The following is a 16,880-nucleotide window of genomic DNA, read 5'->3' on the forward strand; positions in this document are numbered from 1 at the left end:
GGTGGGTGCGCCGTGGTGCCGTCCCCGGCAGGCGCGAGCAGACGCGCGACGTCGTTCCCGCAGTGACCGTCCCCGGCCCGGGTTCTCGTCGCGATGAAGGCTGCGGCGCCCTACCCGTCCCCGGGTGGGCGCCTAGCCGAATTTCAGGAAGTGATCAGACCTGGCCGCGCGTCGGCATCTGCCGACGCATGGACGCCTCGGTGGCTCGGGTGTTGAGCTCCTCGGACGTGATCTTCGCCAGATCACTGGTCACCATGTCGATGGCCTTCTCCGCGACGCGGTAGGGACCGTTCGGCACGGCGGCCGGATAGAGCGAGACCTCGGCGACACGCTTGGTGAGGTCGCCGTTCTGGGTGGTCAGGGTCGCGATCTCCTCGCGGAGCGGACCCGTAGCCTTGGCGACCTCGTCGCTGATCTTCAGCGCGATGCCGGCCTCGATGTCCTTGAACAGCTGGGCCTGCGCGGCCGAAGCGGCAGCGACCTGCGCCTTGAGCAGATCGTTCGCCTCGATCGCCTTGCCGAGATCGTCGCCGGCGGCCTTCTCCGCAGCACCGCAGCAGCCCTTGTCGAGCTTGACCATGGTGTCGTGGATTTCCTTGATCGCGGCGCGATCCTTGGCGCTGTGCCGCGCGCCGCGCTTGAGGAGATCGGCCAGCGGAGCTGCGCGCGTCAGCGCCTCGCTCTGCTCTTCGGCCTTGATGTGGGTCAGCACGGTGTCGAGCACGGCCGCGACGATGTCGCCGAGGTCGACCAGCGCGGCGCCGAAGCGGTCGCGCAGCTCCTTCGGCACCTCGATGCCCCACTCGCCCTCGGTCATGTTCTCGCACGCCTGAACGCACGCGAGCATGTTGGTGAGGTCGCCCATCATGTAGAGGCCGGCGCCCTTGGCGAGCTCGTCGCCCTCGATCGCCTCGCCCTTGAACACGAGGCCCTCGGGCAGCTTGTCGACGAGCGACAGCGCGCGGGCGGCCTTGACCAGCTCGCGGGTCTCCACGTGGGAGGCGTTCAATGCGTCGAACAGCGTGATCGCCTTCTCGACGCCCTCGGCGGTGGTGAGGTCAGCCTTCTCGACGGTTGCGGTCTCGCCTTCGGGCTTCGCATCGCCATCAGCGCCCTTGGCGACCTCGGCGGGCTTCTCGCCGGTCTTGAGCGCATCGAGCACCGGAGCTGCCGCCTTGGCGACCGCGTCCTTGGCTTCGAGCTCGGCGAGCGCCTTCAGCAGGTCGCCCTTCTTGGCGAAGGTCTGGTTCGGCAGGCGCGGCGACGCCCAGACCTGGGCGACGTCGTCGGGAGTGGTCTTGGTCAAATCGACGCCCTCGGTTGCGGTGTTTTCGATCGTGCCACCGGCTTCGACGGTGGCGGTGGCGCCCTTGGCGACCTCGGCAGCGGCCGCCTCAGCGGCGACCGGCTCAGCAGCGGCCTGCTCGACGGGAGCGGCCTTCTTGGCGGCGGCCTCGTCCTCGAGCGCCTTGCGGGCGTCGGCGATGTGCACCAGCCAGTCACCACCCTTCTCGGTCGCGATCTCGGTGGCGCGCTTGGCGACCATGTCGTTGGTGATGACGATCTCCTCGGTGGTCTCCGGCTTGGAGGCCTCGCCGCCAGCGAACTTGCGCATCTCCTCGGTGCCGTCCGCCTTGATCATGGAGAACGTGGCGGAGGGCCCGCACGGCAGGTCGACCAGCGAAATCTCGGAGGGCGCGGCGGTATAGCGCTTTGCGTCGCCATCCTGCCAGCGCTTGAGGTAGCGGCCGCCGATGGAGAAGCCGGTGTAGACGCCCTCCTCGACCTTCTTCCACTCGTTGTCGTCGACGACCTTGGCGGCGATGTCGATCGCCTTGCGCGCATCGTCGAAGCCGATGTCGGTCAGCTTGCCGGCCGCGATCGCCGAGTGCATCGAACGCACGTTGCCGAGGCTCTTGCCGTCGGTCACCTTCGCGATGTCGCCCGACCACTTCTCGAAGTGCGGCTTCGAGGTCGCGTAGTCGAAGATCTCGTTGGCGCGATCGACTTCCTCGACCACTGCGGTGCCGTAAACGATGCGCTTGGCGGCATCGACCTTCGCGATTTGCACGAAGAGCGAAAGATTATCCATGTCCAGTTCTCCTGCGTCGCGTTTTTCGACGACGGTTGACATCCAGTTTTCTTTGATCTCGGCCCACTGCTCGGGTCCGAACTCAAGCACGCCGTCGAACGGCGCCATCTCGTCGATGACGATGTCCGCTCCCTGATAGGTGAGCGTGACGTGCGATTTGAAGTCAGGCCACCGCCAGACGGCGCCTGCGTCGTGGATCTCGCGATGACGCGAGGCGAGCTCGTCGGAGTGGAAGCGAAGCACGAGGGCTTCACCTTCCTTGCCGAGGCGCTCGAGGTGACGCTCACCGCCTTCGACCCGGAAGATCGGCACGGTGGAGCGCGGCACGCCGGACCATTCGACCGGCTCTTTCGAGTAGGCGATGGTGACGTGGAAATCGTCGATGGGCAGCGTGACCGGGAAGCCGTTGGCTGCGGCCCAGCTCTTGAGTGCCTCGCCGTTGCGAAGGCTGCGCTTGATGTAGAGCGTGCGCTTGTCGCCCTTGGCGAAGCGCATCGGGCCGCCCTCGACGACGGAAATGACGAGCGGCAGCGAAGCGCGGACGCCGGGATGCAGCGGCTCGGGCGGCGCGCGCAGATATTCCCAGCGCGCCTCGGTGTGCTCGTCGTTCAGCTTGACGGCGAGCTTCTCCTCGACGCGCTGAACGAAGGTGGTGAAGTCGACCCGGCCGGTTGCGATCTGGCAGACCTGGCCGCGGATGCCTGCAGGGTCGAGCGTGATGCCGGCCTCTTCGAGCGTCTCGCGGATTGCTGCCTCTTCGGCCGTCTCGCCCGCGTCGATGCCCCCGCCCGGGAAATTCCACTCGCCGCCGTGGTCCCCACCCGGGGCCCGCTTCATGAACAGCGCGCGTCCATCCGGGGTCACGATGGCGATGCCGGCCGCCTGATGGCGGCCCGCGTCCGGATCGACGGCCGCCTTGGTGGCGTCCTTCTTCTTTTTCTTCTTCTGGCCCTCGAGGTCGTAGCCCTGAAGGCCGGACGTTGCCGACGCCGGCGCGGCGAAGGTCGATTTCTCCGCCGCGGTCATGGCGTCTCCGGGAGCTGGGGGATCAGGTGAGCGTGTTGGCCCACGCCGTGATGGTCGGCGCGATGTTTGCGTTGCCAAGCGCGTTCGGGTGGATGCCGTCGGCGGTGAGAACGCCGCCCGAGACCTTCCACTTGCCGGGGTTGGCCGGATCTTCGACCACCGCGGCGACGTCGATGACGCCGTCGATGGTCACGCCGACCTGCGTCAGCAGCCATGCGTTGAACAGGCCGCGGATGCCGGTGCTTTCGTAGTTGGCAACGACGGTCTGGCCGCCCGTCGTGGTGAAGCCGTCCGACGAGGTGCAGCGCGGCAGCAGCGTGCACTGGTAGACCTTGAGGCCCCGCGCCTTCGCCGACTTCCAGTTCGCGAGGGCCAACGTCTGCATGCTGGCGAGCGAGACGCCGCCGGCAGGATCGTTGTTGCCCATGTCGGTGACGTAGTGGGTGGCGTACTCCATCAGGCTGTCGCGCCGCCAGCCGTGCCCGATTGCACCCTCGCCCTGCAGGCTGTCGCCCGCGCGCGCCAAGTTCATATACGGGATGGCGCCGCCCGAGGCGCCGACCAACCCGCGCTCGAGGAAGCCGTTTGCGCCGACGTTGTTGTTCACGTCAGCCACGCCGACCGCGATGCTGTCACCGCGGATCACGACGGCGGGCGTCGGGGTCAGCGGATAGCCGAGCACTGCGAGCGGACCATAGCCCTTTGAGACCAGCACGCCGCCGTTCGCCACCATAGCGCCGGTGAAGCCGAGAACCTGGCTGCTGCCGGAGGTGTTCTCGACGAAGGTGTCGGCGGTGGTCAGCGTCAGCACGCCGTACTGCACGAACTGACCGGCGGAGGCGACCGTGACGCCGGTACGGATGGCAAAATCGGTGCTCGGCGCCAGATCGGCGCCGATCTTGTCGGAGATGAAGTAGTGGGCGCCGGCGGCGAGCAGCCGGTTGACCTGCGCGCCGAAGAACGCCCGGCGGGTGAACACGCCGGTCAGCGACTCGAGCGCCGCCTCCACCGTGATGTCGTTCGGCGCGTCGGCGTCCGAGCTGGTCGCGTTGGCGAGGAAGTTGCCGTACAGGAGGCGGATGTCGCGCACATAGACCGGCGCCGAGCGCATCTTGATGCGGCTCTCGAACCGGGTCGCGGTGCCGCCGCCCTGCGTGTAGTCGCCCATGACGCGGCCGCGCGTGGCGACGACCTGCAGCTTGCGCGGGGAGATGCGTTGGAAGTCGGTCATCGGTTCACATCCTTACGAGCGTGACGACGGGCTCGGCTGCGGAGCGCGAGGTCGCAGCGGTCACGCGCTGCCCGTTGAAGGTGACGAAATCCCAGCGAGTGCCGGCCGGTGCGGCCACGCCACCGGCGTAGGAGGCGGCGACCGGCGCCGACGAGGCGGTGCGGTCGAGTGTCGCCCGGCGCGCGATCGACGCGCGGCGAGCCAGCTGCAGCCGGCTCACGCCGCGATCCACGCAATCTTGTCGCCGGCGTCGACCAGAATATCGACGGCGCCGAAGCTCGGATCGAAGTAGCGCAGCGGACCCACGTTGGTGTCCGCGTTCGGGCCGACGGTGTAGAAGATCGCGGCCGAGGCGTTGATCGTCAGCATCGGCAGCAGCAGCTCCGCGTTCGGCAGAACGCTGCCGGCCTGCGCCGCGATGGAGGACTGCCCGGGGTTCGCCATCAGCTGCGCCCCGGTCGCGCCGTAAGGCAGCGCGACATGGGGCACGCCACCGGCAAAGCCGACGTTGCAGTATCCGAAAGTGATGTGAACGCCAGACAGAGCCATGGAGGTGTCCTACCGGTTGAGCGCGGTTGAGGGCGTGAGATCAGGCGGTGGCGCCCGTCTCGTTCTTCCAGTTCTTGCCGTCCCAGATCACCAGGTGGTTGATCGTGGTGTCGTAGAAGCGGAAGCCGATGAGCAGCGGATGAGTGCCGAGCGCCGAGGTCGGCCGCGCAGTGGTCGGACCGGACGGCGCCAGCAGCATCCAGCCGTTGGCCTGCAGTCCCGCCGAGTCGAACTCGGGCACGTCCTGCACTCCGCCCGCCGGATCGAAGGTGCGACCGTTGACGGTGACCTTGCGGCCGTTCGCGGGCGGGATCAGACGGTGGGTGGTGATGGTGGAGTTGATGGTCACGGCGTTACCCATTGAACTTGTCCCCCAAGGGTTCGAGCTCGCCGACCGAGACATACTTGTCCGGTCGCGCGAGCTGAGCGGCCGCCGCGTTGCGGTGAGCCATCTCGTTGATCCGGCGAAGCTCGGCGAGCGTCAGCATCTGCTGGCCGCTCTCCTTCGCCTCGTTCCGGCGAGCGCCGCGGTATGATCCGGCTGGTCGGGCCATCACTTGTCCTTCTTGGGCGGCGCCTTGGCGCCGACCTTGGTTGAGGGGGGCGATGTGGAGGGGGTCTTGGTGGAGCCCGGCTCGGGCGCCGTGGGCTGCGGGACGGCTTGCGCCATCGCCTTCGCCTCGGTGACCTTCTGGTCGAGCTGACCGTTGTCGATGTTGACGTAGCCGGTTGCGGTCTTGACCATCAGCTGGCTTGCCGCAGGGTTCGGATCAGGCTCCTCGCCGATCTTCTCCCGGACCTGATTGATGGTCAGGATGCCGTCCTCGGCGTAGCCGCGCAGGATGGTCGACTGCTTCTCCGGGTCGATCTCCTGCTCTTCCGCCCACGCGAACTCGAGGTCGTCGTCGGAGAACTCGCGCATCAGCACGTCGTTGAGGGTCTCGGTGACCCACTGCTTCATGGGCTCGATGCCCTCCTCCTCGGCCTGCTTCTCGTGCTGCTCGGCGATCGAGCGGTTCGAGAGCGAGACGAAGGCGGCCGGCGGATAGGAGAACGCGAAGCAGACGATGCGGACCAGCCACTCGTCGAACTCGTTCTTGAGCGGCGGCTCCTTGAGCGGCGTGTAGGCGTTGCCGGAGCCGGTCGGGATGAACTTCATCCGGCGACGGTTGGCGAGGTTGCCCGAGAACAGATCGTCCCAATACTGCTGGAAGCGTGCAGTCTGGTCCGGCGTCCACTCGGCCGGCAGCGAATACACCGCGTCCGGCTGGTTGCCTTCGCGGAAGTATTCGAGCTGCGCCAGCGAGCGGCGCAGCGCGATCGAGACGGTCATCACGACCTGCTCGACCGGCGAATAGCCATAGACCCGGTTAGGACGCAGATTGAGCGGCCGATAGATCAGGTCCGCCGTGGTGTAGTTCACTGCCGGGAGACCTTTCAGCACCTGCTGATAGGCCGGAGGCAGCATCGCGAACTTCGGCGGCTTCATGCCGATCGGCGTCTGATGCGCGATCATGGAGCCGGGCACCAGCCGGAAGCCGAAGGTCCGGTGGTTCTCCAGCGTGATGGTGTCGCCGTTCCACGTGAAGTCCTGCCCGGTGAACGGGATGGGCTCCGGGGTGCGGCCCCAATCGTCGATCACCCGCTTGATGGTGCCGCCGTCGACGTAGCGCAGGCCGATCAGCCCGCCGCCACGGTTGCGCTCGCAGAAGATCGACGGGGCGTCGATCACGAGCAGATCCTCGAGGATCGCGCGCAGCCAGGATCGGAAGGTCATCTCCCGGTCGGGCCGCTTGAAGAAGCGCGTGATCTCCTTGATGCGGTTCTGCTGAGCCGCAGGCAGCTCGGAGATCGGCGGCCGCTTCTTCTTGCTGCTGTCCTCGTGCTTGACGCGGATGGTCCACGGCAGGCGGCACATCTGATCCTTGCGCCGCTCGATGACGAGCCGCATCGGGTCGTAGCTGTCGGCGAGGTTGCGCAGCGCCGGGAACGAGATTTCCTCGTAGGTGCGCGGCGTGGTGGCGAGGTTGTAGCCCGGGATGAAATCCCAGACGCGGCCTGCGACCTCGGGCGGGGCAATCGGCTGGATCGGGTTGAGAGGTCCGAACCAGTCGGCGCCCTGCGCGGTGCCGTAGCCCGCGCCCGGCGTGACCGGGCGCCCTTGCGACGACACGTTGACGTCGTAGGGAGAGAGCGACCGCATCGAGCGGCCTTCTCCGCGAGGGGTGGACACCATCCTGCAGCTTCCGTTTTTACGTTGTGGGCCCCGCTTGAGGCGTTGGCGCGGGCAGCGGGACGCGCTCCCAGCCCCGTTGCATGAAGGCTGAGGCGTCGTCCTTGCTGACGGCGATGATGCGGTTGGCCGGCGGGTATGCTGCCGTGCCGTCCATCAGGTAGACGGTCGATACGTCGTCCGGCACGCGGATCAGCACCTTGTCGCGCGGAGGCGTGGCCGGTGTGATCTCGAAGCCGAACTGGGGACCTTCCGGAGGCGGGGCGCTTGCGGCCCCGCCCTGCTGCTGCGCGCCCTCGGCGAGCCGCTTGTAATACTCGATCCAGCTGTTGGCGCCGGAAGCGAGAGCCAGGTCGTTCACCGCCCAGATCCATGCGTCGGCACGGTCAGGCGACTTCGGTCCGCCGTAACCGAGCGTGGTGAAGGCGGTGAGCTGGTCCTCCAGCTCGTTGAAGCGTCCGACGTGGCGCACGCCGTTGCGGGTATACAGCGTGGAGATCGGCTCGGCGCGGACGTGCTTGCCCTTGCTTGCATGCACCACGCGCACCGGGACGTTACCGTCCAGCGAGCGGATGACGTAGGCGACCATGTCGCCGCCGTAGTTGGTCTCGGCGATGATGTGGTCGGCGCCGTAGGCGTGGTAGGCGGCGATTGCCGCCTTGCCCCAGTTCTCCGGACCGCCGACGATCGACAGGTCGGCGCGCAGATAGACACGGTTGTCCTTGCCGAGCGAGGCGACAATGATGCCGATCTCGTCGTTGAGCGGCTTCTGCTCGACGTCGGTCTTGTCGCCGGGCTCGGATGCGCCGGACGGGTCGATCGAGACCACGGTCTGCACATATTCCGGCTCGTCGCCGACGACGACGCGGCAGCTCTCGATCATCTCGGTGGTCCAGAGCGCGCCGACGTTCTCGTCGATGTAGGCGCCTTCCCAGAACCGCTTGCGATAGTTGCCGGTCGAGTTTTCGAGTTCCTTGATGTAGCCCGCGTCAAGGTTCGCGATGTTGTCAGCGGGATTGATGAACATCCGCTGGTAGTTCTCGGGGTCGTTGATCGCGACCTTGGTCTCTGGGTCCTTGAGCTCGCCGAACAGGACGTTGGTCCAGTGCGACTTGCCGACCGGGTTGATGTCGTAGAACATCCGCTGCCGGCAGCCGGCGACGACCTGGGCGAGACGCGAGCGGACCAGCTTGGCGGTGTACCAGCTGATCTGCGAGCACTCGTTGAGGAAGATCGTGGCGTATTCGGCGCCGAGGATCTTGTCGGCGCGCGAGGCGTCGTCGAGACCGCCGATCCAGATTTCCGATCCGTTCGGAAACCGCACCACGTTGTGGGGGTGGCGCGAATGCCTGTATGTCGTCCCCGGGAAGAAGAGCTTCATCACCTTCGGCAGGGTGTCGAGACCCACCGAGGCGTCGGCATGGACCGCGCGGTTGCGCAGGATCACATGGCGGGAGCCCGGGAAGCGCAACGCGCGCAGCACGATGGTGCGGACGAGCGTCGTGGTCTTGCCGGAGCGGGCGCCGCCGACCAGACAGGTGTGGCGCTGATCGCCACCGAGCAGGATGGTGGCCTTCTCCTGCGCCGGCGTTGCGCCCTTCTCGCCCCATGACGAGAGCGCGGGGCCGCCATTGTGCCCGACCTTGGTCGGGCCCTCGGCGCCGACGATGACGAACTGAGGGCCCCTGCTGGGGGCTTTTTTCTGCCGCGCGGCCTTAGAGCTTGGCATCAGCCGCCGAGATCACGAACACGGGCTGGGCCCCGCCCGCGACCTCGCCGGAGTGCTCGACCTTCTGCGGCGCATAGAGCCCGAGCAGCTTGGCCTGAAACTCCATGGTGCGACGTGCCTGATCCATGCTCTCGCCGACCCCCTCGAAGGCGTCGGCCAGGGTTGCGGTGAGCATCATCTCGAGGCGCGCGGCCATAAGGCTGCGCAGCTCTTCGACGCCCTCGATCGGCTGGCTCTCCATCGCATAGCGGACGAGCTTGTAGGCGTAGGTGCGATTGACCTTCAGCTCCTCGCCGATCTGCTGGAACGTGTAGCCCTGCAGGCGATACTGAACGGCCTCCTCGGCCTTGCGCTTGAACGCCGCGGTGACAGCGATCTCGCGGGGCGAGGTCGATGAGTTCTTGACGGTTTTCTTGCCCTTCTTCCTCCGACGGTCCTTGCCGTCCGACTGGGCTGCGACTGCTTTGTTGGGCATGGGGACACTGAATTTCGTTGGTCTCGTGGGTCTCGATGGTCGGGTGGCGGGCGCCACAAAGAGAAAGGGGCCGCCCTGCGAAGGCGACCCCTTTCCCTAAGCTCGGTGACGAGCTTGGCAGGCTTACTTGCTCTTCGGCGACTTACCGCCCGACGTCTTGCTCTTGCGGCTCGACTTCTTCGCGCTCTTCTTCTTCGTGCGGGACTTCGCGGCCTTGTTGGCGCGCTTGACCGCCTTCTTCGCCTTCTTCGCCATGATCGGCTACTCTCCGTGATGTGCGTCAGAGGTAGGCGCTGACACTACGCCTTGTCTCCCTTGTCGGGAAACGCCGTCACCAGCCGAGCGAGTGTTCGCTGCGGTGGACGAATCTTCTGTAGCCGAATTTTCGGCTTTGGCAACTCGAAGCCGAGCGCCGATGCGAGCAGGTGCCCGTCGATGAAGGACGAGTCTGGAACGGGATAGTTGGTGCGCTTGATGAACTCTGTGGCGCTCGCGCCGTCCGCGAACACCACGCAGATGTAATAGTCGGCGGTGTCCTGCTGGGCGTTGGCGTTCTGCTGACGCGCGAGGTCGGCCTTCATGCCCTTGCCCTTGGCGTCGAGCTCCTTGGACTCTTCGTCAGCGGGCGAAGCGTCCCCTGCGGGGATGTCGCCGAAGGCATCGCCGAGCCTGCGCATGCGCTCGAGGTGCTCGTCCTCCGGGGAGAGCCCCTCGGGCATGTCGGCGAGCACGTCGGCCTCGTTCGGCACGAAATCGAGTGCCTTGGCGGCCTCGCGACGCTTCTTCATCGCGTCGGGGTCGAGCTTGCGCAGACCGCCGCCGCCCTCTTTCTTCTTGATGCTGAGGTTGAGCTTCTTCAGCGCCATGGCGCGTCACCTCTCGACCGGCTGTCCCGCGGGCGTCGCGAAATACGGCGTCCGGTACAGCCCGAAGCGATCGAGCTTGATCTTCTTGTCGTTGTAGAGCGCGATGAAGCGATCCTGGCCGGCAGCATCGAGGTGCTGGAAGTAGAACTTCAGGTGCGCGATGCCCGAGCGCGGCTGGAATTTGACGTATTTGCCGATGTACTCGGTGCGCTCGTACGACGACAGGCCGTGTTGATCGCACAGCGCCTCGGTGAGCTCCTCGCCGCCGTCATACGGGTGCGAGGAGATCGACGTGACGTGCACCTGGCCGGCGACCGGCGACGGCACGTCGCAGTAGATCTTGTAGTTCTTGTCGGTGCCGATCACGAGCGCGCCGGCCTCGATCTGGGCGAACAGGTCGTCGGGGTGCATCGAGCCGCAATGCGAGCAGGCGCGGTGCCCATCCGGGGTCATCCACCAGTCATTGGACTTGTCCTGCGGGAGGAACGGCACTTCGAGGCGCCGCGGACAGCGGTGCCCCTCCGTGGGGTGCTTCTCGTCGACGTGCCCACGCAGTTTCCAGTAGGCGTTCGAGCCGCACTTCTCGTTCCCTGCACGGACGCCGAGGGGACTGTCAGCGTCCTCGCCCCACTTGAACACCGCGGGGCAGTACGGACATGCGTGATCGCTCGACATGAGTGCTCCTTAGTCGTCGCCGCCGAAGTCGATGTCGATGCCGTCACCGCCGAAGAAGCCGCCGTCGTCGACGATGTCGATACCGCTACCCACGATGACCGGGTCGACGTAGAGCGGGTCCACGATCATCGGCGCGGCGTAGACGTGAGGACCTGCCAGTGCGCTGCCGATCATCGCACCGGCCATGCCGGCGACCAGCACGTCGCCGGCGGAGGCGCCGTGGTCGACGTGATGCACAACGGTCTGGGTAGGAGCGGCTGCGTAGACGGGCTGCGGAGCTGCGGCAGGAGCCGGGCCGGGTGACGGCGGCGTCGGGCGCGGCGCGTAGGCCGCGCCGCTCCACGGGTCGCCCCACGGGCCGCGCTGGGCCGTCGGACGCGCCTCGCTCCAGCGACGGCGCTCGCTGTTCTGCTCGCGCAGGGCCAGGATGAACCAGCCGAGGCCGAACAGCAGCGCCATGATGGCGAAAACGATCAGGAGCACGGCAAAGCCGGAGATGTGCAGGTGGTGCATGGCGTGGGGAGCCTATGGTTGGGGGACGGAGGTGGTTGGTCAGAGCCGCGATGCGAGCAGCAGCACCAGCAGCAGGATCAGGACGGCGTTCACCGCGTGGTCGAGCGCGAGAAGCCAGAAGATGGAGCGGCGCCGCATCAGAGCATCGCCTGCACTGCGGTCACCAGCGTGTGGACCGAGGAGATCAGCATCGCGACCAGGCCGACGAGCAGCGAGGTCTCCATGATGGGGTCCTTCGAGAAAGCCTTGTCATGCCACCATGCCGAGATCAGGCACACCAGCAGGCAGCCCGAAGCAAGGGTCGCTACAACGCCGACGAAGATCATCACTGCCTCTGGAACATCCGGAATACATCGAGCCGGGTCACGCCGATCTCGTCGGCGACTTCCTGCATTGTCTTGCCACGGGCGCGCAGCTGCAGCGCCTTCTTGATGAGTGCATCTTGGACGGCGTGGCTGACAGTCTGCATGGACACCTTCGGTTCAAGGTCGCGGGGGATGGGGCGGCTCATGCCGGAGCGTCCGGGCTGGTGAGCCGCTGGTTGATCTCGCAACGGAGCAGCTCCGCGCGAGCGAGCGGGAGCCAGTCGCAGATGCGCTCGAAGTCGCGCGGGAAACGCTCCTTGAGCGGGATCAGGTAGAGGTAGGAGAAGCCGTCCAGCGAGCGCGGCAGGAAGGTGTAATCGGGAGGCAGCGAGACGCCGCTCTTCTCGATCTCGTCCATCAGGCGGCCCTTGGTCCAGTCCCATATGGGCGCCCAGTTGCCGACGGTCGGGCGGATCGCGCCATGCTTTCGGATCGACATGAAGCGGATCGCGTTGTCGAGCGCGCGGATGCCGGTGGCCGAGAGGATCGTGCCCTCGATGCCCTCCTGCTGCTTGACCATCTCGACCACGTCCTTGTGGTCGAGGCGCGGGATGGAGGCCGCGGCCAGGATCTGCGCGCGGCGCATCGGCTGGAACAGGCCGTTGGAGAAGTGCTTGTAGAACACCGGGTGCGGCAGGCGCAGGATTTTGCGGCCGAACAGCTTGCGCTCGTAGTAGTCGAGGCTCTCGTCGATAAACTCGAGCCCGGGGATGTCGTCGTAGTAGAACGGGATCATCTCGATCTTGTCGCGCAGGCCCAAGGCCACCGCGATCGAGTCCTTGCCACGCGAGAAAGCGATCAAGGTCTTGTCGCCGTATCGCTCCTTGTATTCGGCGATCAGCGCGTCACCGCGGGAGTGAGGGATCTTGTCGAGGCCGCTCACTGCCGGGGCCTCCGAAGTGTCAGCTTGGCGTGCATCCGGTTCGGATCATCGGGGTCGCGCCAGCACTCGATCTCCGGCTTGGGCATCAGGATGTCCATGAACGGCCGAATGACCTCGGAGAGCTGGGCGCGGGTGAGGACGCCGTCCCCTGCCCGTTCCATGATCTCGGCGTGGATGATCTCGCCGACGAGGTCGAGCTTCGGAAGCTGCGCTGTCACTTCTTGCGACCCCCTCAGTTCACGATAGGCGAAGGCGATGTCCCTGACCTCGATGTCGAGCTTCTTGATGTGCGCGTCGCGCAACTCGAGCTCGCGCGTGGCGGAGCGGCGAAGGTCCGCCAGCGCCGATTTGAGGAAATCGTTCTCGTCCTTCAGCGCGCGGACCTGCCGGCGCAGCTTGACGAACGAGTTGTCCGGGGCGGAGCCCGTGCTGACCTTGACGATGTAGGGCTGCTTCACGAGGCGAGCGCCCGCAGATACTCGAGCACCTGGCTCGACGTGCCTTGGAAGTGGCCCATTGCGGTGGCGCGCTCCTGATAGGTGCGCTGCCGGGTGAGGTGCCCGGCAGGGAGCTCCCTCCCCTCGCGCGCCCAGTAGCGCTGGCGGATCACCTCGGGGTGCTCCTGAATGAACACCGGCGTGACGTGGAAGCCGACATGCTCCAGCGGCGCGACGATCTGCGACATCGAGAACGGCGTCTCGATCAGCAGCGGCCGTTTCGCGGTGTGCGACTGCCGGCAAATCTCGGCGGTGTAGGAGGCGCCCGGCGCTGCCTTGAACTGATCGTGCGGCACGTAGTGGTAGAGGCCGGCGAGCTGGCCGCAGACCCACGACTTGCCCGAGCCCGGGCAGCCGACGACCAAGAAGGCGGTGAGGTTCGCCGGGATCATCAGGCGACCCCGCTCAGCAGCGCGCAGAACCAGATCAGCTTGCATACGACGTGGAGCGACTGGTCGGTGTTGTAGCCGATGCGGTTGCGGCACTTGGTGAAGTCGATCACCGCGTGGGCGACGAGCTCGGCGACTGCGAGGAGCCACGAACCGGTGGCGAGCTTGACGGCTCCGGCGTGGATCGCGGCGTGCGCGAGCAGCGCGCCCGGCCAGATCGTCTCGGCCGGAACGAGGACGGGTGACCAGCCCGGGTTCTTGGCCTTCGACAGCCAGTCGCCCTGCAGCGGATAGTCCGCTACCGCGTGGCCGATCAGCATCCAGAACAGGGGGCCGAGAGCATCCAGCATGTCAGGCGGCCTTCTGCTCGCGCGTGCCGAGCTGGCACTTCCAGCCGGCGAGGCGCTCGGCGGGATGCTGCTTCATCCACTCGGCGATCGCCGGCAGACCGACCATGCACTGGGTCATGGTCATCGGCTGGAAGTCGGAGTTGGTCACGGTGACCTCGTGGCAGTCCGCGGGGGCCGCGAGGCTGCACAGGGTCGCGATGATCTTGATCATTGGGGGCGGCCTTCCGGAAATTCCCAGCGATCGCAGGTCCTGTGATGGTCCTCGATCGGGATGTGCGTGTAGATCGGCATGGTGCAGCCATTGCCGCACGAGATGCTGCCGGTCTGGACCGGCATCATCCACGTGGACGTCTCCTCGTGATCGGCGAGGCACTGGCCGCGGTCGATGCCGCAGCCGGCGAGCAGCAGCGCGCCGAGCAGCATGAAGGTCCGTGTCATCGGGGGTCCTTGCGGTGCGCCGCGAGTAGCGCGTCGATGAATGGTCTCGACTTCGCCGCCATCTCGGCGGAGAGCTTCTTCTTCCAGTCGGGGCCGTACTTGGCCTTCTGGATCGCGACGAACTCGCGGAGGATCGCCTTCACCTCGTCGGAGGGCTCCGGACGGGGAGCCTCACTCATCGGCGTGGCCGTGGCAGACGATGTGCCCACACCGGGGACACGTCGAGCGCAGCTCCGGCTGACCTTGGTCGATCACCGGAAACTCGATGCCGTGAAGCTCCGCGGCGCGCAGCTCGAACTTGATGAGCGCGACCCGCAACGCGGAGAGGATCAGGCTGTTGTGGCGGCTCGGGACCTGGCCGTTGAGATACTTCACCCGGTCGATCAGGACGCGCAGCACCTCCTGACTGTTGGTACCGCCGTGAGGCCGGCCCTCGTTGCCGGGATAGCCCTCGCCGACCCGCTTCATGAACTGGATCAGGGACTGGGGCGCGCCGTCGTAGCCGTCGACGGCGTAGAGGTGGCCCTTCTCGACGACTTCCATCACGGCGCCTCGCCGAACTTGGTCACGCGCGCCTTGGCGATGTACCAGCCGTCGAAGGTGCCGACGAGCACGGCGACGTAGCCCGTGATCCAGGCTAGGTAGTAGTAGCCGTGCTCCGCCAGCGCGACGCAGATGCAGATCAGGATCTCGGCGACCGTCAGGAGGCCGACGATGATGTTGGTCTCGTTGATCATCACGCCACCGGCGCCGCGAGGCGAGCCATGTGGGTGCGACCGACCTTGGTCGGGCCCCGGTAGGGCTCCGGGTTCTCGACGGGCTCGCAGAGTGCCGGGCACTTGCCGTGGCGCCCGAGCGGGGCACTGCAGTTCGAGCAGCGCCCGGCCGCCTTGAGGTCGGCCGGGCCAGCCTCGACGAACCGCGTGATGCTGAAGGGCCGCTCGAAACCGGTCAGGTGATAGTTGCCGTCGCGGTGGTTGGCGATCCAGACCTCGTAGAGGCGACCAACGGTGAGTTCGTCACGCACAAGCGTGTTGTCGATGCACTTCACGAAGAGGGGCATGGTGGATGGTCTCCGGGGTGTGACCCGCGTCGATGGTCAGTCGGTGCGGGAGGTCAGGCGATCAGAGCAGCGGCACCAGCACGTTCACCTCGTCGACCTGCAACAGACCGGCGCGTGATGGATGCGGGTCATGGGCGAGCTTGCCGCCGCGATAGACCACTGCGTGGAGCACGCCCCGCTCGGCGGGGCCGTAGGCGAGATAGTGGACGCCCGAGGTGCGCAGCCAGTAGTCGAAGTCGCCGTTGCGCAGGGCCAGGATCGCCATGCCGCGCGAACGCACGAAGTTGTTGAAGCCGGCCCAGAAGCCCTCTTCGCAATCGTGGAAGTTTGGTACCTGATGGAGCGGCAGCTCCAAGATCGAGGCGACGGCGGCCTGCTGGCAGTTGCCGCGAGCGCCGGTCTCCCTGTCGTGGAATTTGTCTTGGTCGACGGGCTTCATCGCGATCCTGATCTGTGGTTAACGCGCGTCCGTCGCCATGTGGGTCGACGCGACACGACCGCCCCCTGAACTAGCAGTGTGAAGATGGACCACCTGAAAACGATACACGCCAAGGCTGGCGAGGACGCGCGACCGACCGGCATGGTCCGCTTCAAACACATCACGCGAACGTCGGGCCGCCTCCAATACCAATTCCGCGGATCGAAGGGCCTGATCTGGATCGACGTTCCCCACGTGGACGCCAAGGGCCGCGAGATCGGGGCGTTCGACCTCATGCCCGTCTCGGGCCGGGCGAACTGAAGCTCAGCGCGTCACGGCTCCGACGACGCGCTCGCATGCGTCGCACATGAAGTACGGCTCATCGAAGCGACAGAGCTTGCCGCAGGTCGTGCATTCGACCGCCGGCAGGAACGTGATGTGCGTCGGCTTGACCGTGATCGGCCGGTTGATCTGCTTGAGGAGCTGCAGCAGGCTCTCCTCGGTGAGCGGCTTGGCCTCGTCGGCCGGATTGCGCAGCGGCCCGATGTCGATCTTCACAGCTCGACGCCTCGCCGTTCGAGCTCGTCCTCGACCGCGGTGAAGGCGCCCTCGAGGGGCGCGAGCATCATCGCCATCGTCGCGATCATGGCGTTGCGCCATGCGAGCAGGAACAGGGTCGGGATCATCACAGCTCCTGCAATGCGGGCTTGGATCGCGGCGGGATGACCGAGAGGTCGATCTCGCCGATGAAGCCGCCATGCACCAGCGTGTAGGCGACGCGGCCGTGGGGCTTCCTGCCGAAGTTCTCGTCCGAGCTGGCCTTGCCGAGGATGTGGCAGCGGCCGAGCAGGCCGTCTGCCGAGAGCGCCTCGCAGATCGCCATGACGAGATCGCCGTGCGAGGACGCCTCCTCGGTCCACGCCACCGCGATCAGGTCGATGTCGCGGGCGAGGCTGCCGTGCACGGCGACCGCGTAACCGCGGTCGCGCGCCACCGTCCGGATCGTCGGCAGCATGCTGTCGAGCAGCGACTGGCAGAACGCGCCGGTCGCGAAGCGGACGGCTACGGGCTGGGTGTCTTTCACAGGA

Annotated in this window: 30 protein-coding genes; 1 reads left to right on the forward strand and 29 read right to left on the reverse strand. The window is 66.6% G+C overall.

All coding sequences use genetic code 11. The features are described from left to right. Positions 1 to 154: 154 nt before the first annotated feature. The 26 genes from HAP48_RS42485 to HAP48_RS42605 form a co-directional block, all read right to left on the reverse strand. Entirely contained in the window at positions 155 to 3,118 is a 2,964-nt protein-coding gene (locus HAP48_RS42485; protein ID WP_224496820.1) for an NUDIX domain-containing protein, read from the reverse strand. 22 nt (positions 3,119 to 3,140) lie between these two features. After that, a complete protein-coding gene (locus tag HAP48_RS42490) occupies positions 3,141 to 4,349 on the reverse strand; it encodes an SGNH/GDSL hydrolase family protein (protein ID WP_166205689.1) in 1,209 nt (402 codons plus the stop codon). 4 nt (positions 4,350 to 4,353) lie between these two features. Next, positions 4,354 to 4,569, reverse strand: coding sequence for a hypothetical protein (locus tag HAP48_RS42495; protein WP_166205690.1), 216 nt, complete (start codon positions 4,567 to 4,569; stop codon positions 4,354 to 4,356). Then, positions 4,566 to 4,898: a hypothetical protein gene (locus HAP48_RS42500; RefSeq protein WP_166205691.1), complete on the reverse strand. Its 333-nt coding sequence runs from the start codon at positions 4,896 to 4,898 to the stop codon at positions 4,566 to 4,568. The genes HAP48_RS42495 and HAP48_RS42500 overlap by 4 nt, the downstream gene beginning before the upstream one ends. A gap of 40 nt (positions 4,899 to 4,938) precedes the next feature. Then, a complete protein-coding gene (locus tag HAP48_RS42505) occupies positions 4,939 to 5,259 on the reverse strand; it encodes a hypothetical protein (protein ID WP_166205692.1) in 321 nt (106 codons plus the stop codon). Beyond that, entirely contained in the window at positions 5,252 to 5,452 is a 201-nt protein-coding gene (locus HAP48_RS42510; RefSeq protein WP_166205693.1) for a hypothetical protein, read from the reverse strand. The genes HAP48_RS42505 and HAP48_RS42510 overlap by 8 nt, the downstream gene beginning before the upstream one ends. After that, entirely contained in the window at positions 5,452 to 7,101 is a 1,650-nt protein-coding gene (locus HAP48_RS42515) for a phage portal protein (RefSeq protein WP_166205694.1), read from the reverse strand. The genes HAP48_RS42510 and HAP48_RS42515 overlap by 1 nt, the downstream gene beginning before the upstream one ends. A 49-nt stretch (positions 7,102 to 7,150) precedes the next feature. Further along, positions 7,151 to 8,860 (reverse strand): phage terminase large subunit, encoded by a 1,710-nt coding sequence (locus tag HAP48_RS42520; protein ID WP_166205695.1) that lies wholly within the window; start codon positions 8,858 to 8,860, stop codon positions 7,151 to 7,153. Continuing rightward, entirely contained in the window at positions 8,847 to 9,335 is a 489-nt protein-coding gene (locus tag HAP48_RS42525) for a hypothetical protein (RefSeq protein WP_166205696.1), read from the reverse strand. The genes HAP48_RS42520 and HAP48_RS42525 overlap by 14 nt, the downstream gene beginning before the upstream one ends. A gap of 123 nt (positions 9,336 to 9,458) precedes the next feature. Beyond that, a complete protein-coding gene (locus HAP48_RS50290; protein WP_275949195.1) occupies positions 9,459 to 9,590 on the reverse strand; it encodes a hypothetical protein in 132 nt (43 codons plus the stop codon). Between the two features lie 44 nt (positions 9,591 to 9,634). Continuing rightward, positions 9,635 to 10,201, reverse strand: coding sequence for a hypothetical protein (locus HAP48_RS42530; protein ID WP_166205697.1), 567 nt, complete (start codon positions 10,199 to 10,201; stop codon positions 9,635 to 9,637). 6 nt (positions 10,202 to 10,207) lie between these two features. Then, complete coding sequence (locus tag HAP48_RS42535; RefSeq protein WP_166205698.1) at positions 10,208 to 10,876, reverse strand: hypothetical protein; 669 nt, start codon at positions 10,874 to 10,876, stop codon at positions 10,208 to 10,210. A 9-nt stretch (positions 10,877 to 10,885) separates the two neighbouring features. After that, complete coding sequence (locus HAP48_RS42540; protein ID WP_166205699.1) at positions 10,886 to 11,389, reverse strand: hypothetical protein; 504 nt, start codon at positions 11,387 to 11,389, stop codon at positions 10,886 to 10,888. A gap of 137 nt (positions 11,390 to 11,526) precedes the next feature. Continuing rightward, on the reverse strand, positions 11,527 to 11,715 hold the full coding sequence (locus HAP48_RS42545) for a hypothetical protein (protein ID WP_166205700.1): 189 nt from the start codon (positions 11,713 to 11,715) through the stop codon (positions 11,527 to 11,529). Beyond that, positions 11,715 to 11,900, reverse strand: a complete 186-nt coding sequence (locus HAP48_RS42550; protein ID WP_166205701.1) for a hypothetical protein — start codon at positions 11,898 to 11,900, stop codon at positions 11,715 to 11,717. Before HAP48_RS42550 ends, HAP48_RS42545 begins: the two co-directional genes overlap by 1 nt. After that, complete coding sequence (locus HAP48_RS42555) at positions 11,897 to 12,637, reverse strand: adenine nucleotide alpha hydrolase family protein (RefSeq protein ID WP_166205702.1); 741 nt, start codon at positions 12,635 to 12,637, stop codon at positions 11,897 to 11,899. Before HAP48_RS42555 ends, HAP48_RS42550 begins: the two co-directional genes overlap by 4 nt. Beyond that, entirely contained in the window at positions 12,634 to 13,095 is a 462-nt protein-coding gene (locus HAP48_RS42560) for a hypothetical protein (protein ID WP_166205703.1), read from the reverse strand. The genes HAP48_RS42555 and HAP48_RS42560 overlap by 4 nt, the downstream gene beginning before the upstream one ends. Further along, entirely contained in the window at positions 13,092 to 13,526 is a 435-nt protein-coding gene (locus HAP48_RS42565) for a P-loop NTPase family protein (protein ID WP_166205704.1), read from the reverse strand. The genes HAP48_RS42560 and HAP48_RS42565 overlap by 4 nt, the downstream gene beginning before the upstream one ends. Further along, the gene (locus tag HAP48_RS42570; protein WP_166205705.1) at positions 13,526 to 13,873 is read right to left on the reverse strand and encodes a DUF3307 domain-containing protein; all 348 of its coding nucleotides are present in this window, start codon (positions 13,871 to 13,873) and stop codon (positions 13,526 to 13,528) included. The genes HAP48_RS42565 and HAP48_RS42570 overlap by 1 nt, the downstream gene beginning before the upstream one ends. Before the next feature lies 1 nt (position 13,874). Further along, positions 13,875 to 14,084 carry a hypothetical protein gene (locus tag HAP48_RS42575; protein ID WP_166205706.1) on the reverse strand — a complete coding sequence of 70 codons (210 nt, stop codon included), beginning with the start codon at positions 14,082 to 14,084 and terminating at the stop codon, positions 13,875 to 13,877. Next, a complete protein-coding gene (locus HAP48_RS42580; RefSeq protein WP_166205707.1) occupies positions 14,081 to 14,311 on the reverse strand; it encodes a hypothetical protein in 231 nt (76 codons plus the stop codon). Before HAP48_RS42580 ends, HAP48_RS42575 begins: the two co-directional genes overlap by 4 nt. Then, complete coding sequence (locus HAP48_RS42585) at positions 14,308 to 14,490, reverse strand: hypothetical protein (RefSeq protein WP_166205708.1); 183 nt, start codon at positions 14,488 to 14,490, stop codon at positions 14,308 to 14,310. The genes HAP48_RS42580 and HAP48_RS42585 overlap by 4 nt, the downstream gene beginning before the upstream one ends. Further along, complete coding sequence (locus tag HAP48_RS42590) at positions 14,483 to 14,854, reverse strand: hypothetical protein (RefSeq protein ID WP_166205709.1); 372 nt, start codon at positions 14,852 to 14,854, stop codon at positions 14,483 to 14,485. The genes HAP48_RS42585 and HAP48_RS42590 overlap by 8 nt, the downstream gene beginning before the upstream one ends. Next, a complete protein-coding gene (locus HAP48_RS42595; protein WP_166205710.1) occupies positions 14,854 to 15,048 on the reverse strand; it encodes a hypothetical protein in 195 nt (64 codons plus the stop codon). Before HAP48_RS42595 ends, HAP48_RS42590 begins: the two co-directional genes overlap by 1 nt. Beyond that, positions 15,048 to 15,374, reverse strand: a complete 327-nt coding sequence (locus HAP48_RS42600) for a hypothetical protein (RefSeq protein WP_166202858.1) — start codon at positions 15,372 to 15,374, stop codon at positions 15,048 to 15,050. Before HAP48_RS42600 ends, HAP48_RS42595 begins: the two co-directional genes overlap by 1 nt. 61 nt (positions 15,375 to 15,435) lie before the next feature. Next, positions 15,436 to 15,813 (reverse strand): hypothetical protein, encoded by a 378-nt coding sequence (locus HAP48_RS42605; protein ID WP_166205711.1) that lies wholly within the window; start codon positions 15,811 to 15,813, stop codon positions 15,436 to 15,438. 84 nt (positions 15,814 to 15,897) lie between these two features. Here HAP48_RS42605 and HAP48_RS42610 point away from each other — a divergent pair, with 84 nt between their 5' ends. Continuing rightward, a complete protein-coding gene (locus tag HAP48_RS42610; RefSeq protein WP_166205712.1) occupies positions 15,898 to 16,113 on the forward strand; it encodes a hypothetical protein in 216 nt (71 codons plus the stop codon). Positions 16,114 to 16,116: 3 nt separating this feature from the next. Here the strand turns inward: HAP48_RS42610 and HAP48_RS42615 are convergent, their stop codons facing one another. Genes HAP48_RS42615 through HAP48_RS42620 form a run of 3 tightly spaced genes read right to left on the reverse strand, consistent with a single transcriptional unit; the run spans position 16,117 to position 16,876 of the window. Continuing rightward, positions 16,117 to 16,350: a hypothetical protein gene (locus HAP48_RS42615; RefSeq protein ID WP_166205713.1), complete on the reverse strand. Its 234-nt coding sequence runs from the start codon at positions 16,348 to 16,350 to the stop codon at positions 16,117 to 16,119. After that, positions 16,347 to 16,478 (reverse strand): hypothetical protein, encoded by a 132-nt coding sequence (locus tag HAP48_RS50295; RefSeq protein WP_275949005.1) that lies wholly within the window; start codon positions 16,476 to 16,478, stop codon positions 16,347 to 16,349. Before HAP48_RS50295 ends, HAP48_RS42615 begins: the two co-directional genes overlap by 4 nt. Continuing rightward, positions 16,478 to 16,876 (reverse strand): hypothetical protein, encoded by a 399-nt coding sequence (locus tag HAP48_RS42620; RefSeq protein ID WP_166205714.1) that lies wholly within the window; start codon positions 16,874 to 16,876, stop codon positions 16,478 to 16,480. Before HAP48_RS42620 ends, HAP48_RS50295 begins: the two co-directional genes overlap by 1 nt. Positions 16,877 to 16,880: the final 4 nt, after the last annotated feature.

Origin of the sequence: Bradyrhizobium septentrionale, from assembly GCF_011516645.4 — a bacterium.
In the GTDB taxonomy this organism is placed as follows: domain Bacteria; phylum Pseudomonadota; class Alphaproteobacteria; order Rhizobiales; family Xanthobacteraceae; genus Bradyrhizobium; species Bradyrhizobium septentrionale.